The organism is Streptomyces sp. NPDC058307, from assembly GCF_042880295.1.
GTDB lineage: Bacteria > Actinomycetota > Actinomycetes > Streptomycetales > Streptomycetaceae > Streptomyces.
The window spans coordinates 43,071-57,775 of the sequence record NZ_JBHVYZ010000053.1; the positions used below are offsets into that span (position 1 = coordinate 43,071).

The window sequence follows — 14,705 nt, forward strand, 5'->3', positions numbered from 1 at the left end:
GAGATGGCATGAGCACAGACGGTCAGGGAAGAAGCCACTGGTTCGACGACGAGGCCGGACCGGTGGTCCGTCCGTACGCCATGACGCGTGGCCGCACCACAAGTGCCGGTCAGCACCGTCTCGACCTGATCGCGGTCGTCGTGGCCGAACCCCACACGGACGACCCCGAGGGGGACCACTCGCTGTCCCCCGAGCACGTGGACATCGTCGACCTGTGCCGGGACACCCCGCAGTCGGTCGCCGAGCTGTCCTCCGAACTCGACCTGCCCATCGGGGTCGTACGGGTCCTCATAGGTGACCTCGTCGCCTCGGAGTGGGTCCATGTGAACCGGCCGGTGCCCCCCGCCGACCTTCCGGACGAGAGCATCCTGCGCGACGTGATCAGCGGACTCCGGGCCCTGTGACCGGCAGTCCCGCCCATCCGGGCCCGTCCGTGAGCGCGGCGAAGGCCGGAACACGCCTGCCGATATGATCTGACCGATCGTCGACGACCCTCCGCGGAGGCGGACGTGACGACACGCCGGCTGCCGTACGCCGCCCGGACGGCTCCCCAGCAAGCAGGAGAAGAGACCAATGATCTTCGGGCGTTCTGAGCGCGGCAAGCCCCCGGTCGAGCCCGTCACGCTCAAGATCCTGGTGGCCGGCGGCTTCGGCGTGGGCAAGACCACGTTCGTGGGCGCGGTCAGCGAGATCAGGCCGCTGCGCACCGAGGAACTGCTCACCGAGGCAGGGCGCCCGGTCGACGACACGAGCGGTGTCGAGGGCAAGCGGACCACCACCGTCGCCATGGACTTCGGGCGCATCACCCTGCGCGAGGACCTGGTGCTGTACCTGTTCGGCACTCCCGGGCAGGAACGGTTCTGGTTCATGTGGGACGAGCTCTCCGAGGGCGCCCTGGGAGCCGTCGTACTCGCCGACACGCGCCGCCTGGAGGACTGCTTCGCCGCCGTCGACTACTTCGAGCGGCGATCCATACCGTTCATCGTCGGCGTCAACTGCTTCGAGGGGGCCGTCCGTTATCCCGAGGAGGACGTACGGCAGGCCCTCGACCTCGACGAGGACGTCCCCATCGTGCTGTGCGACGCCCGGGACAGGCAGTCGGTCAAGAACGTGCTCGTAGGCGTCGTACAGCACGCGATGGCGTACTCGGCGCGCCACCGTCGGACCGTCACCACCTGAGGCGGGGGAGCGGCCCGTACCCCCGCCGACAGGGGTACGGACCGCGGCTCGACGGCACCACGCGCGCGTGCCTAGTTGTCGCCGTCCTCCTCCCAGCCGAAGCTCTTCTTCACGGCCTTGTGCCAGTTGTGGTACTGGCGGTCCCGGACGGACGCCTCCATGCTCGGCGTCCACTCGACGTCCTTCTGCCAGTGGGACTTCAGCTCGTCGAGGTCGTTCCACACGCCCGTGGCGAGCCCGGCCGCGTACGCGGCGCCCAGGCACGTGGTCTCGGAGACCTTCGGCCGGACCACCGGCACGTCGAGCACATCCGCCTGGTGCTGCATGAGCAGGTTGTTCCTGGTCATGCCGCCGTCCACCTTCAGGGTGGTGATCCGCACCCCGGAGTCCTGGTACATGGCGTCCACGACCTCACGCGTCTGCCAGCTCGTCGCCTCCAGCACGGCCCGCGCGAGGTGCGCCTTGGTGACGTATCGCGTGAGGCCAGTGACGACTCCGCGTGCGTCGGAGCGCCAATAGGGCGCGAACAGGCCGGAGAAAGCGGGCACGATGTACGCGCCACCGTTGTCCTCGACACTGGCCGCGAGAGGCTCGATCTCGTCGGCGGTACGGATGATGCCGAGCTGGTCGCGGAACCACTGGACCAGGGCGCCCGTGATGGCGATGGACCCCTCCAGGCAGTAGACCGGCGCCTCACCGCCGATCTTGTAGCCCATCGTCGTCAGCAGCCCGTTCTTCGACGGGACCGGCCTGTTGCCCGTGTTGAGCAGCAGGAAGGACCCGGTGCCGTACGTGTTCTTCGCCGTACCCACGTCGTAGCAGGCCTGCCCGAACACGGCGGCCTGCTGGTCGCCCAGTGCCGACGCCACAGGCACGCCCGCGAGTTGGCCGACCGCGGTGCCGTAGATCTCGGCGGACGACCTGATCTCGGGCAGGACGGCTTCGGGCACGTTCATCGCGGACAGGATGGACTGGTCCCACTGGAGGGTCTCCAGGTTCATCAGCATGGTCCGTCCGGCGTTGGTCACGTCCGTGACGTGCCGGCCGCCGTCCGTACCGCCGGTGAGGTTCCAGATCAGCCAGGAGTCGATGGTGCCGAAGGCGATCTCGCCGTTCTCGGCACGCGCACGCAGCCCCGGCACGTTGTCGAGCAGCCAGGACGCCTTCGGTCCCGAGAAGTAGGTGGCCAGCGGCAGCCCGGTCTGCTCGCGGAAACGGTCCTGCCCGTCCGAGCCGCCGAGCTGGTGGGTCAGGGCCGCGGTTCGGGTGTCCTGCCACACGATCGCGTTGTGCACCGGCTTGCCCGTCGCGCGATCCCACAGGACGGTCGTCTCGCGCTGGTTGGTGATGCCGAGCGCGCTGAGTTGGTCGGCGCGCAGCCCGGCCTTGGCGATCGCCCCGGCGACCACGGCCTGCACCTTGGACCAGATCTCGGTGGCGTCGTGCTCCACCCAGCCGGGCTTGGGGAAGATCTGGCGGTGCTCGCGCTGGTCGACGGCCACCATCGCGCCGTCCTGGTTGAAGATGATGCAGCGGCTCGAGGTGGTGCCCTGGTCGATAGCGGCGACGAACTTGTCCGTCATGACGTCCCCTTCGTCGGTTCCTGCCCAAGCTGCGTTTCACGAGGGCTGCGTTGCACAAGGGCTGCGTTTCACGAGGGCTGAGATTCACAAGAGCGTGTTCAGAAGGCTGCGTTGAAGATCACCCCGGACAGCGCCCCGCCGATCAGGGGGCCCACCACCGGGATCCACGCGTAACCCCAGTCCGAGGTGCCCTTGTTGGGGATCGGCAGCAGGGTGTGGACGATGCGCGGGCCCAGGTCACGGGCCGGGTTGATGGCGTATCCGGTGGGCCCGCCGAGCGACAGACCGATGCCGACCACCAGGAAGGCGACGACGAGGACCGCGGTACCGGACTCGCCGAGGCCCTTGGTGAGGCCGAAGGCGAGGACCGGCAGGACCAGACCGACGGTCGCGATGATCTCCGTGACCAGGTTCGCCACGGGATTGCGGATCGCGGGCCCGGTGGAGAAGATCCCGAGCGTGGGCTGGGCGAGCTCCTCCTCGGCGTTGGCCCGGAACTGCGCGTAGTAGACCAGCCAGCACAGGACCGCCCCGAGCATGGCGCCGACCATCTGCCCGGCGATGTAGACGGGAACCTGGTCCCAGTCCCCGGTGTCGACGGCGATCCCGATGGTCACGGCGGGGTTGAGATGCCCGCCGGACAGCGGGGCGGCGGTGTACGCCCCGGCGAGCACGCCGAAGCCCCAGCCGAACGCGATGACGACCCAGCCGGCGTCCTTCGCCTTGGAGTGGTTGAGCACGACGGCGGCGACCACGCCGGCGCCGAAGAGGATCAGAATCGCCGTACCGATGACCTCACCGAGGAATACGTCTCCGTTGCTCATGGCGGCTCCTAGGCCCTGGCCCGGGACGTTCCCGCCCCGGTGCTCCGTGCAGGGTTGCGGTTCCCTTGGCGAACTGCCGAGGGCAAGGAGGATCCCGCGCCCCGCCCGGCGTCCGCGACGAGCGTGCCGTCGCAGCCGAATCGCCCGTGGGGGTATGGGCCTTGGCTCGTGGGGGCCCGCGCGGCGTGGTGCCTGGAACGCCGAGAATGTACGGCGATGTCGACCGACACCGGAAGTGTTCACCGGGCCCCGGGGGGCGTCAAGGTCGCCGACGACAACGGTTGAGCCGGCCGGCCGAACCGCCCGGATCAACGGGGCGCAGGCCGGCCCGAGCCGTATGTGAGCCGGACGGCGCCCTGCGGGATACACGTCCGGCTCCGCCGCCGCATACCTCGTCGAAGCCGCCTGTGTCCCCGTCCCACGCCGGATCTCGTGCCCCGGCGACTCTCCCCGACCACGCCACGCCCCGACGGGCCCCTCTGAGCGTCTCCGCGACATTCTTCAACGCCGCCGGACACGCGGCCGCCTTCCGGTAGTCCCCGCCGCCCGCGGACCAGAGTGCACCCGGTACGGAGGCGATCGGCGGAGCCGGCTCCTCCGGGCCCGTCACCGTACGGCGATGACCGCCGACCCGTGCCCGAACAGCCCCTGGTTCGCGGTCATCCCCACGCGCGCGTGCTCGACCTGCCGGTCACCCGCGTCGCCCCGCAGCTGCCAGGTGAGCTCACACACCTGGGCGATCGCCTGGGCCGGCACCGCCTCGCCGAAGGAGGCGAGGCCGCCGCTCATGTTGACGGGTATGCGCCCGCCCGGCGCCGTCGCCCCCTCGCGCAGGAGCTTCGCGCCCTCGCCCTCCCCGCACAGCCCGAGGTCCTCGTACCACTGCAACTCCAGGGCGGTGGACAGGTCGTAGACCTCGGCGAGGGAGAGATCCTCGGGCCCGACACCCGCCTCCTCGTAGGCCGCGCGCGCGATCGACGCACGGAACGTCTCGGCGGCGGGCTCGACCACGGCGGCGGAGTCCGTCGCGATGTCCGGCAGATCCAGCACCGTGTTCGGATACGTCGGCGTCACCGTCGACACCGCCCTGATCCGCACCGGCTCGGCCACGCCCCTGCGACGCGCGAACTCCGTGCTGGAGAGCACCAGCGCCGCCCCGCCGTCCGAGGTGGCGCAGATGTCGAGCAGCCGCAGCGGATCGGCCACCACGGCGGAGGCCGCGACCTCTTCCGCGCTGACCCGCTTCCGGTACCGCGCGTACGGATTCAGCGCGCCCAGTGCCGAGTTCTTCACCTTGACCTGCGCGAAATCCTCCACCGTGTCTCCGTGTACGGCCATGCGCCGACGCGCGTACAGCCCGAAGTAGGTCGGATTGGTCGCCCCGAGGACCCGGAACCGTAGCCAGTCCGGATCGTCGGGCCGGTCACCGCCCGCAGGCCGGAAGAACCCCTTGGGAGCGGCGTCGGCCCCCACCACGAGCACCACGTCGGCCAGCCCCGCCAGGATCTGCGCCCGCGCGGTGGCCACCGCCTGCGCCCCGGACGCGCACGCCGCGTACACGCTGGCGACACGGGCACCTTGCCAGCCCAGCGCCTTGGCGAAGGTCGCCCCCGCCACATAGCCGGGATAGCCGCCGCGCACGGTGTCCGCGCCGACGATCGATCCGACGTCCCGCCACTCCAGGCCGGCGTCGGCCAGCGCCGCGCGAGCCGCCGCCACGCCGTACTCGACGAAACCGCGCCCCCACTTGCCCCACGGGTGCATCCCCGCGCCGAGCACCGCCACCTCACCCGTCATGCCCCAACCCCCGTCGGCCGCCACTGCCACGTCGTCCACACCGTCTCCCCGTCCTCATGGAGCACACCGGGGACGACCTCCACCTCCGCGCCCACGGCCAGATCGGCGACCGTGACCCCGGGAACCGCCTGCCCCAGCACCACGATCCGCTCGGCGGCCAGCTCCACAGCAATCAACGTGTACGGCTGCCAGGGGAGTTCCGGGTCGGTCACATAGGGTGACGGCGGCCGGTACCGGCTGTCCGTGTACGACCAGACGCGACCGCGCCGCGAAAGGGGGATCTCCGCCAGATCGCCCCCGGCGCATCCGGGGTTGCGGCACCAGCCGTCCTCGCGCGGGAAGAAGACCGAGGCACAGGCGGAGCAGCAGGTTCCCAGAAGCGTGAAGTCGTCTCCGTCACCAGCGAACCACCCGGCGACCACAGGTGTACGTGTACGCGGCAAAACCCCTCCTCGGCGCGGAATCTGACGGAACGTCAGAAGTGTGGCACGGGCGGCCGCAAAGAGGCAGAGGACCCAACGGAACCGGAGTCCTGATGATCGGATACAGTCCGCGGCGTGTCCGAAACTCAGCACTCCACCCCCAACTCCGCACCCGGCTGCCACTGTTCGAGCTGCGGAGCGCCCTACGGAGAGGGTGTCGCGGGCTGGCCCCGCACCTGTCCCGTCTGCAACACCGTGGCGTACCGCAATCCCCTGCCGGTCGCCGTCGCACTCCAGCCCGTGTACGACACCCAGGGCGCGGCCCTGGTCGTCATCACCCGAACCATCGCTCCGGCGCGCGGAGGCATCGCGCTGCCCGGCGGTTACATCGATCACCGTGAGGACTGGCGGCACGCCCTGGTCCGTGAACTCAAGGAAGAGACCGGCATCGAGGCGGCGAGCCGCGACGTACGGCTCGTCGACGCGCTGAGCTCGTCCGATGGCCACCTGCTGCTGTTCGGGGCGTTGCCGGAGCGTCCCGCCGACGGCCTCCCGCAGTCCGTGGCCACCGACGAGACGGAGGGCTGGCACCTCCTGCGCAGGCCGGAGGAGCTCGCCTTCCCGCTGCACACGCTGGCCGTACGGGCCTGGTTCGAGGGCCGCTACGTCTGAGCCTCAGCGCGCTCCCAGCCCGCGCAGCCGCACCGGGTGGGACGGCTCGCTCAGGCCGTCCTCGCCCTCCCGCTGAACGACCACTTTCCGACCCTCCCAGCGGGCGACGTAGCGTTCGATCTCCGGTTCGGCCCACCCGTCGCCCGCATCCTCGACGACCAGCCCGCCCCCGCTCCGTCCCCGGGCGGGCGCCCACACCTCCAGTTCGATTCCGCCGTCCTCCGCCCGCACCGGAATGACGGCGCCCGCGCGGGCGAGCACCGGGATCCGCGACAGCGGAGCGTCGACCAGGACCTGCCCCGGCCCCTCGTACACCCGTTCCGTGGTCGTGTCGTACCAGCGCCCCCGCGGCAGCTGCACCGCGCGCCGGTCGCCGCCCGGATCGAGCACCGGTGCCACCAGCAGGCAGTCTCCGAGCAGGAAGGCGTCCTCGCAGTCCCGAAGGGCGCGGTCCTCGGGCGACGACCACCACAAGGGCCGTACATAAGGCGCGCCGGTACGCCGGGCCAGCTGCGCGAGCGTCATGAAGTACGGCAGCAGCCGTCGGCGTTCCACGAGCGCCACGCGTGCGTGCTCCAGCACCTCGGCTCCGAACTCCCACGGCTCCCTGCGCCCAGCCCGCAGACCCGCGTGGGTACGGAACAACGGCAGATAGGCGCCGAGCTGGAACCAGCGCAGATACAGCTCGGGCGACGGGTGCCCGTCGTAACCGCCCACGTCGGGCCCCGAGTACGGCACCCCGCACAGCCCGAGCCCCATCACGAGCGACAGCGAAGCCCGCAGGCCCGGCCAGCCGGTGGCCACGTCCCCGGACCAGGTGCCGCCGTATCGCTGCATGCCGGCCCACCCCGAGCGCGAGAACAAAAAGGGGCGTTCGTCCGGCACCAGTTCGCGCAGACCCTGGTATCCCGCCTGGGCCATGCACAGCGCGTAGACGTTGTGCGCCTCCCGGTGGTCACCGCCGCGGCCCTCCAGGGCGTGCCTGGCCGACCGCGGCAGGGTGGACTCGCCGAACGCGTTGAAGGACGTCGGCTCGTTCATGTCGTGCCAGAAGCCCGTGAACCCCGCCGTGAGCCGCTCCTGGTAGAGGCGACCCCACCAGGCACGCGCGCGCGCGTGCGTGAAGTCTGGAAAGACCGCCTCACCCGGCCACACCACCCCCTTCACGAGCCGCCCCGACGCGTCCCGCACGAAGGCGTCCTCGGCCGTACCGCTGTCATGGACGGCGTTGCCGGGCGCGGCCCTGACCGCCGGGTCGACGATCGACACCAGCCGGATCCCGTCCCGCCGCAGGTCCTCGGCCAGTTGGGGCAGCTTGGGGAAGCGCTCCTGGTCGACCGTGAACACCTGGTGCTCGTCGTAGTGGTCGATGTCCAGGTGCACGGCGTCGAGCGGCAGACCGCGCTCCTGGTACCCGGCGACGATCCGCCGCACCTCCTGCTCACTGCCGAAGCCCCAGCGGGCGTGATGATGGCCGAGCGCCCAGGACGGCGGCAGCGCGGGCGCACCGGTCAGCGAGGCCCAGGCGAGCAGCACGCGCGCGGGAGTGCCCACCACCACCCAGCAGCGCAGCGGACCGCCGGCCATCCGCAACTCGGACACCCCCGCCCGGTCGTGTCCGGAACCGGCGCCCTCCTCGCCCTCCCGCAAGGTCACGGTGCCGTCCCACGAGTTGTCGTGGAACACGAGATGGGTGGCGGCGTCGGCCACGACCAACTGCACCGGCATCGTGACGTACAGCGGATCGTCGCCCTGCCCGAACGCCCGCCCGGGGTCGGTGTTCCACAGCCGATACGTTCCGTCCCGCAGCCGAGGTCCCGAGGCCCGTCCTCCCAGCCCGAAGAACCGGGCGTCGGCGGCCACCTCCGACCGTTGCACCCAGCGCGCCTCGCCCCCGCCCACCGGCTCCCACCAGCGGGGCGGCAGATCCCGGCGCAGGGTCACGCCGCCGGGCGTGCGCACCTCGACCGCCCCGTGCCGCGACACCACGACGGTCGCCCGCTCGGCCACGACCCGCCAGCCGCCGTCCTTGTCGGGCTCCAGAACCGCCCGGGGATCCGGCTCCGGACAGCGGCCCGCCAGCGCGTACGACGGCTCCGGTCCTGCGCCGTCCCACCCCCAGAACACCGCCCCGTTCACCGCGACGACGATCCGCAGCTCGGAGCGGCTGAACCGGACGAGACCCCCGCCGGGACCCGGCTCCGCGTCCTGTACCGGCCCCGGCACCCGCGCCCGCTCGACCCCCCGCGCCGGCAGCCCGACGGCGTCGATGCGCCTCCTGCGCCACGCGGCACGCACGGTACGCAAACCCTGGGGAGCCCCCGCCGTAACGACCGCCTTCACCGAACGCACCAGGTCACGACCGTTCATGCTGCTCACCCTGCCACTCACTGCCCCACCCGCGTGTGCCGTTCAGCTGCCGTTCACCCAGGCCGGGACCACATCTTCACGACACGGACTATGTGTGGCGCACCCTGGCGTAGAAGTTGATCACATGGCATCGTCCCTGTCAGCCGCGTCACGCGCACACCCCTGGCCCGTGCGCGGGAGACGCACACGACGCGCACAGTCCGGGAGCCCCCATGTCGACCGTGAACCCCCAGCCGCTCTGGCAGCCAGATCCGCAGCGCATCGTCCGATCGCAGATCACCAGGTTCCAGGCATGGGCGGCCGAACACCACGACGCCCCGGCCGACGGCGGCTACGCGGCACTCCACCGCTGGTCGGTGGACGAGCTGGAGCCGTTCTGGGAAGCCGTCACCCAATGGTTCGACGTACGGTTCTCGACGCCCTACACGCGCGTGCTCGGCGACCGCTCGATGCCCGGCGCCGACTGGTTCCCCGGCGCCACCCTCAACTACGCCGAGCACGCCCTGCGCGCGGCCGAGACCCGCGCGGACGAGCCCGCCCTCCTGTACGTCGACGAGACCCACGAGCCGGCCCCGGTGACCTGGTCCGAGCTGCGCCGCCAGGTGGGCTCCCTGGCCGCCGAGCTGCGCGCCCTCGGCGTCCGGCCCGGAGACCGCGTGAGCGGCTACCTCCCGAACCTCCCGCAGGCCGTCGTCGCCCTCCTCGCCACGGCCGCCGTGGGCGCCGTCTGGACCTCCTGCGCCCCCGACTTCGGCGCCCGCAGCGTGTTGGACCGCTTCCAGCAGGTCGAACCGGTCGTCCTGTTCACCGTCGACGGCTATCGCTACGGCGGCAAGGAGCACGACCGCCGCGAGACGGTCACCGAACTCCGCCGCGAACTGCCCTCCCTGCGCGCTGTCGTCCACATCCCCCTCCTCGGCACCGAGGCTCCCGAAGGCGCCCTGGAGTGGGACGCCCTCACGCGCGCGAACACGGAACCGGTCTTCGAACAGGTGCCGTTCGCGCACCCCTTGTGGGTGCTCTACTCCTCTGGCACCACGGGCCTGCCCAAGGCGATCGTCCAGTCCCAGGGCGGCATCCTCGTCGAGCACCTCAAGCAGCTCGGCCTGCACTGCGACCTCGGCCCCGAGGACCGTTTCTTCTGGTACACCTCCACGGGCTGGATGATGTGGAACTTCCTCGTCTCCGGCCTCCTCACGGGCACGACCGTCGTCCTGTACGACGGCAGCCCCGGCTATCCCGACACGGGCGCCCAGTGGCGGGTCGCCGAACGGACTGGCGCCACCTTCTACGGCACCTCGGCCGCGTACGTCATGGCCTGCCGCAAGGCCGAGGTGCACCCAGGACGCGACTTCGACCTCTCCAAGGTGCAGTGCGTGGCCACCACCGGCTCCCCGCTCCCGCCCGACGGCTTCCGTTGGCTGCACGACGAGGTCCGCGAGGACCTCTGGATCGCCTCCGTCAGCGGCGGCACGGACGTGTGCTCGTGCTTCGCGGGCGCCGTACCGACCCTGCCCGTCCACATCGGCGAGCTCCAGGCGCCGAGCCTGGGCACCGACCTGCAGTCCTGGGACCCGAGCGGCACGCCCCTCATCGACGAGGTCGGCGAGCTCGTCGTCACCAACCCCATGCCGTCGATGCCGATCCACTTCTGGAACGACCCCGACGGAAGCCGCTATCACGACAGCTACTTCGACACCTATCCCGGAGTGTGGCGGCACGGAGACTGGATCACCCTCACCTCACGCGGCTCGGTCGTCATCCACGGCCGCTCCGACTCGACGCTCAACCGCCAGGGCGTCCGCATGGGCTCGGCCGACATCTACGAGGCGGTGGAGCGGCTCCCTGACATCAAGGAGTCCCTGGTCATCGGCATCGAGCAACCCGACGGCGGCTACTGGATGCCATTGTTCGTGCAATTGGCCCCGGGAGCCGTCCTCGACCAGGCACTCCTCGACCGCATCAAGCAGACCATCCGACAAAACCTCTCACCCCGCCACATCCCGGACGAGGTCATCGAAGTCCCCGGCATCCCGCACACCCTCACCGGGAAGCGCATCGAGGTCCCCGTCAAGCGCCTCCTCCAGGGCACCCCACTGGAGAAGGCGGTCAACCCGGGCTCCATCGACAACCTCGACCTGCTCCACTTCTACGAGGACCTGGCCCGCAAACGCGCCTGACGGAGCTCGCCGTCGCCCATGCCCCTGACTCACTTACGGTCACCGCGGCCGCCCGAGGACGCCCCACGCACCCCTCGTTGTCAGTGCCTCCGGTTACTGTGAGTGAGAATTGATCGACTGCGCACAGGGGGAAACATGGCGCACACCGACCACCAGACGATGCGACGCGTTCTGCGCCGCGAAATCGCCGGCACCATCGGCCTGCTCACCGACGAGCACGACTTCCGTGCCATGCGGCGCTACCGCAGCTTCACCTTCGACGACCACACGACCTACCTCAAACAGGTCGAAGAGCTCCTGAAGACCCGTGCCGCCCAGGGCAGCCACACCACCGTGGCCCTCTTCGACCCGCAGGAATACGCCGAGTTCTGCGAGGGGACGGGCATCGACCCGGACGTCCCGTCCAGCCGCACACGCTTCACCGCCGAACTCGCCAACACCGGACCGACGCTCCCGTACGAGGGCCAGCCCCTCACCGACCTCGTGCCCGCCCTCGTCGACGAGGCAGTCCGCCACGCCACCTGGGAGTACGCGACCACCCTCCTCGCCCGCCTCGGCGCCTGCGGTTCCTGCGGAGAGGACATCGGCCGCGCGGCCTTCGTCCGCGCCTCGCGCCTCCTCGTCCGGATCCTCGACACAGCCCAGCCGGGCGAACACCACCTCGTCTGCAGCATCACGGGCACCCCGGAAACCCTCGTCGCCGTCCTCCACTCCGAGGAGAACGCCGACGGAGCCGTACAACTCGACGAGGCCGAGGCCCTCGAATTCACCACGGTCCTCGCACTCGGCATCGCCACCCAGTGCCCGGGCGGACTCGTCATGCGCACCAGCGCTCCGGGAACCACCGACCGCATCTACGGCTGGCGCCTGCGCGGTGACGGCCTCGAACCCCTCACAGCCGGAGAAGTCTTCGACGCCTACTGCACCGACATCGAATCCGGCGATCTGATCTCCCCGGAATCGGACGTCGACTACTGCGTGCCCCCCGACCTCGGACCGGAAGGACAGGAGCCGCGCCACAGCCACTGAACACAAGGAGGGCGCCCCACCCACAGGTGGAGCGCCCTCCGGAAGCCGTCAGCCGGCCGACCCGGTTCCGACTACTCGCCCGACAGCACCGCCTGAGCCGCGGCACGCGCCTCTTCGGCACTGTCGGCGGCTCGCGCGGCTGCGGCAGCACGCTCGCACTGAGCCAGCGTGTACTTGGCCAACGACGCCCGGACGTAGGGAAGGGACGCCGCACCCATGGAAAGGGAGGTGACACCGAGACCGGTCAGCACACAGGCGAGCAGCGGGTCGGACGCGGCCTCACCGCAGACACCACAGCTCTTGCCCTCGGCCTTCGCCGCCTCGGCGGACAGCGCGACCAGGTCGAGCAGCGCGGGCTGCCACGGATTCTGCAGCCGAGACACCGCACCCACCTGACGGTCGGCGGCGAAGGTGTACTGCGCGAGGTCGTTGGTCCCCAGCGACAGGAACTCGACCTCCTGCAGAATCGACCGCGCCCGCAGCGCGGCCGAGGGAATCTCCACCATCGCGCCGAACTTCGCCCGCAGCCCGGCCGCACGGCACGCGTCGGCGAACGCCTTGGCATCCGCACGGTCCGCCACCATCGGGGCCATGACCTCGAGGTAGACCGGCAGTCCCTCGGCGGCCTTCGCGAGCGCCGTCAGCTGGGTGCGCAGCACGTCAGGGTGGTCCAGCAGCGTCCGCAGACCACGCACACCCAGCGCCGGGTTCGGCTCGTCGGACGGCGTCAGGAAGTCCAGTGGCTTGTCCGCGCCCGCGTCCAGCACACGGACGACCACACGCCCCTCGGGGAACGCCTCAAGGACCTGGCGATACGCCTCGACCTGCTTCTCCTCGGACGGAGCGTTCTTGCTGTCGTCCAGGAAGAGGAACTCGGTACGGAACAGACCGACACCCTCGGCCCCCGCCTCGACCGCGGCAGGTACGTCCGCCGGACCACCCACGTTGGCCAGCAGCGGCACCTTGTGACCGTCGGCAGTGGCACCCGGGCCCGTCGACGCGGCGAGCGCGGCCTTCCGCTCGGCGGCAGCGGCCTCCAGCTCGGCCTTCTTCTCGTCACTCGGGTTCACGAAGATGTCACCGGTGCTGCCGTCGACAGCGATGACCGTGCCCTCGGCGAGCTCACCGGCACCCGGCAGCGCCACGACGGCCGGCACACCGAGCGCCCGCGCCAGAATCGCGCTGTGGCTGGTCGGTCCACCCTCCTCGGTGACGAAACCCAGAACGAGCGTCGGGTCCAGAAGCGCCGTGTCGGCGGGCGCGAGATCACGCGCCACCAGTACATAGGGCTCGTCACTGTCCGGGACACCCGGCATGGGCACCCCGAGCAGGCGGGCGACGATACGATTCCGCACGTCGTCGAGGTCCGCGACGCGACCGGCCAGGTACTCACCGGCGTTCGCCAGAAGCTCGCGGTAGGCGGCGAACGCGTCGTACACGGCACGCTCGGCGGTGCTGCCGACGGCGATACGCCGGTCCACATCGGCCATCAGCTCGGGGTCCTGGGCCATCATGGCCTGTGCCTCGAGCACGGCCTGGGCTTCGCCCCCCGCCAGATTGCCGCGTGCCATCAGGTCGGCCGCCACAGCCTCCACGGCCTTACGGGCGCGCCCCTGTGCGCGCTCCGCGTCCTCCGCAGGAATCTGCTTGGCAGGCGGCTCAAGCACCGCCGTCCCCATGTGCCGAACCTCGCCGATCGCCACACCGTGGCTCACGCCGACGCCTCGCAGCGTTGTGTCCATCTCACCCGTCTCCGATAGTGCGGCGGATCGCACCGCCGCGGTGGTTGTCGTCCCTACTTGCCGTCGTGGGACGGCTCTGGCGTCACTTCCAGAGGAAGAGACTGTCGCCGGCCTTCACATCGCCGTCGTCACGGAGTTCGGAGAGGGACTCGGCCGTGGCCTCCAGCGCCACGACCGGGCAGACCGCGGACTTGCCGGCGGCCTCGACGGCGGCCGGGTTCCAGCGCACGATGGCCTGACCGCGCGTGACGGTGTCGCCCTTGTTCACCAGCAGCTCGAAACCCTCCCCATTGAGCTGCACAGTGTCGATGCCGAGGTGGACGAGCACGCCGTGTCCCTGCTCGTCCACGACGACGAACGCGTGCGGGTGGAGAGAGACGATCACGCCGTCGACGGGCGCGACGGCCTCGGACGGTTCGCGCACGGGATCGATCGCCGTACCCGGGCCGACCATGGCCCCGGAGAAGACCGGATCCGGCACGGCGGCCAGTCCGATGGCGCGTCCTGCAAGAGGGGACGTCACGGTGGTCATGGGAAGCCTCCCAGGGGTGGAGCTGCGTATATGGGTCGTCACTGCCTGTCTCGGACGCCTCTGTCCAGCAGCGTATGTCAGATGAACTGAGGGTTCCGCACGGAAGATACCGGCTGGTGGTCTAGACCACCAGCCCAGGCGATTTGCACCGTCTCGGAGGCCCCGTGTACAGTCGTACTCCTGCTTGAGGCTGAGCGGCGCGACCAAGTGCCCTCGCCCGGCGGCATCCAACTTGTCAGATCCCAACTTCGGATCATCTTCTGCGTGCCTGCAGGAGGGTGGTCAGAGGGCCGGAAAAACACTGATAGAGTTTGGAACAGCGAAGGGAAACTGCCCGGAGGAAAGCCCGAGAGGGTGAGTACAAAGGAAGCGTCC

General features: G+C 70.5%; 12 protein-coding genes. 5 read left to right on the forward strand and 7 right to left on the reverse strand.

Annotation, left to right across the window (positions count from 1 at the left end; all coding sequences use genetic code 11):
• Positions 1-8: 8 nt before the first annotated feature.
• Both ACFVYN_RS30705 and ACFVYN_RS30710 read left to right on the forward strand, forming a co-directional pair.
• Entirely contained in the window at positions 9-404 is a 396-nt protein-coding gene (locus tag ACFVYN_RS30705) for a DUF742 domain-containing protein (protein WP_390004348.1), read from the forward strand.
• 169 nt (positions 405-573) lie between these two features.
• Positions 574-1,179 carry an ATP/GTP-binding protein gene (locus ACFVYN_RS30710; RefSeq protein WP_390004350.1) on the forward strand — a complete coding sequence of 202 codons (606 nt, stop codon included), beginning with the start codon at positions 574-576 and terminating at the stop codon, positions 1,177-1,179.
• Between the two features lie 71 nt (positions 1,180-1,250).
• Here ACFVYN_RS30710 and glpK read toward each other — a convergent pair whose 3' ends face one another.
• The 4 genes from glpK to ACFVYN_RS30730 form a co-directional block, all read right to left on the reverse strand.
• Positions 1,251-2,762 carry a glycerol kinase GlpK gene (gene glpK, locus ACFVYN_RS30715; RefSeq protein ID WP_390004353.1) on the reverse strand — a complete coding sequence of 504 codons (1,512 nt, stop codon included), beginning with the start codon at positions 2,760-2,762 and terminating at the stop codon, positions 1,251-1,253.
• A gap of 98 nt (positions 2,763-2,860) precedes the next feature.
• Entirely contained in the window at positions 2,861-3,586 is a 726-nt protein-coding gene (locus tag ACFVYN_RS30720; protein ID WP_390004356.1) for an MIP/aquaporin family protein, read from the reverse strand.
• Positions 3,587-4,192: 606 nt separating this feature from the next.
• Positions 4,193-5,383, reverse strand: a complete 1,191-nt coding sequence (locus ACFVYN_RS30725; protein ID WP_390004378.1) for a lipid-transfer protein — start codon at positions 5,381-5,383, stop codon at positions 4,193-4,195.
• Positions 5,380-5,805, reverse strand: coding sequence for a Zn-ribbon domain-containing OB-fold protein (locus ACFVYN_RS30730; protein WP_390004381.1), 426 nt, complete (start codon positions 5,803-5,805; stop codon positions 5,380-5,382). Before ACFVYN_RS30730 ends, ACFVYN_RS30725 begins: the two co-directional genes overlap by 4 nt.
• 135 nt (positions 5,806-5,940) lie before the next feature.
• Here ACFVYN_RS30730 and ACFVYN_RS30735 point away from each other — a divergent pair, with 135 nt between their 5' ends.
• Complete coding sequence (locus ACFVYN_RS30735; protein ID WP_390004359.1) at positions 5,941-6,477, forward strand: NUDIX domain-containing protein; 537 nt, start codon at positions 5,941-5,943, stop codon at positions 6,475-6,477.
• 3 nt (positions 6,478-6,480) lie between these two features.
• Here ACFVYN_RS30735 and ACFVYN_RS30740 read toward each other — a convergent pair whose 3' ends face one another.
• A complete protein-coding gene (locus ACFVYN_RS30740) occupies positions 6,481-8,847 on the reverse strand; it encodes a glycoside hydrolase family 31 protein (RefSeq protein WP_390004361.1) in 2,367 nt (788 codons plus the stop codon).
• A gap of 212 nt (positions 8,848-9,059) precedes the next feature.
• Between ACFVYN_RS30740 and ACFVYN_RS30745 the strand changes: the two genes are divergently transcribed.
• The gene (locus tag ACFVYN_RS30745; RefSeq protein WP_390004363.1) at positions 9,060-11,027 is read left to right on the forward strand and encodes an acetoacetate--CoA ligase; all 1,968 of its coding nucleotides are present in this window, start codon (positions 9,060-9,062) and stop codon (positions 11,025-11,027) included.
• 135 nt (positions 11,028-11,162) lie between these two features.
• Positions 11,163-12,056, forward strand: a complete 894-nt coding sequence (locus ACFVYN_RS30750) for a hypothetical protein (RefSeq protein ID WP_390004366.1) — start codon at positions 11,163-11,165, stop codon at positions 12,054-12,056.
• Positions 12,057-12,127: 71 nt separating this feature from the next.
• On the opposite strand, the gene ptsP is transcribed toward ACFVYN_RS30750, so the two are convergent.
• Positions 12,128-13,798, reverse strand: a complete 1,671-nt coding sequence (ptsP, locus tag ACFVYN_RS30755) for a phosphoenolpyruvate--protein phosphotransferase (RefSeq protein WP_390004368.1) — start codon at positions 13,796-13,798, stop codon at positions 12,128-12,130.
• Between the two features lie 82 nt (positions 13,799-13,880).
• The gene (locus ACFVYN_RS30760) at positions 13,881-14,330 is read right to left on the reverse strand and encodes a PTS glucose transporter subunit IIA (RefSeq protein WP_390004371.1); all 450 of its coding nucleotides are present in this window, start codon (positions 14,328-14,330) and stop codon (positions 13,881-13,883) included.
• Positions 14,331-14,705: the final 375 nt, after the last annotated feature.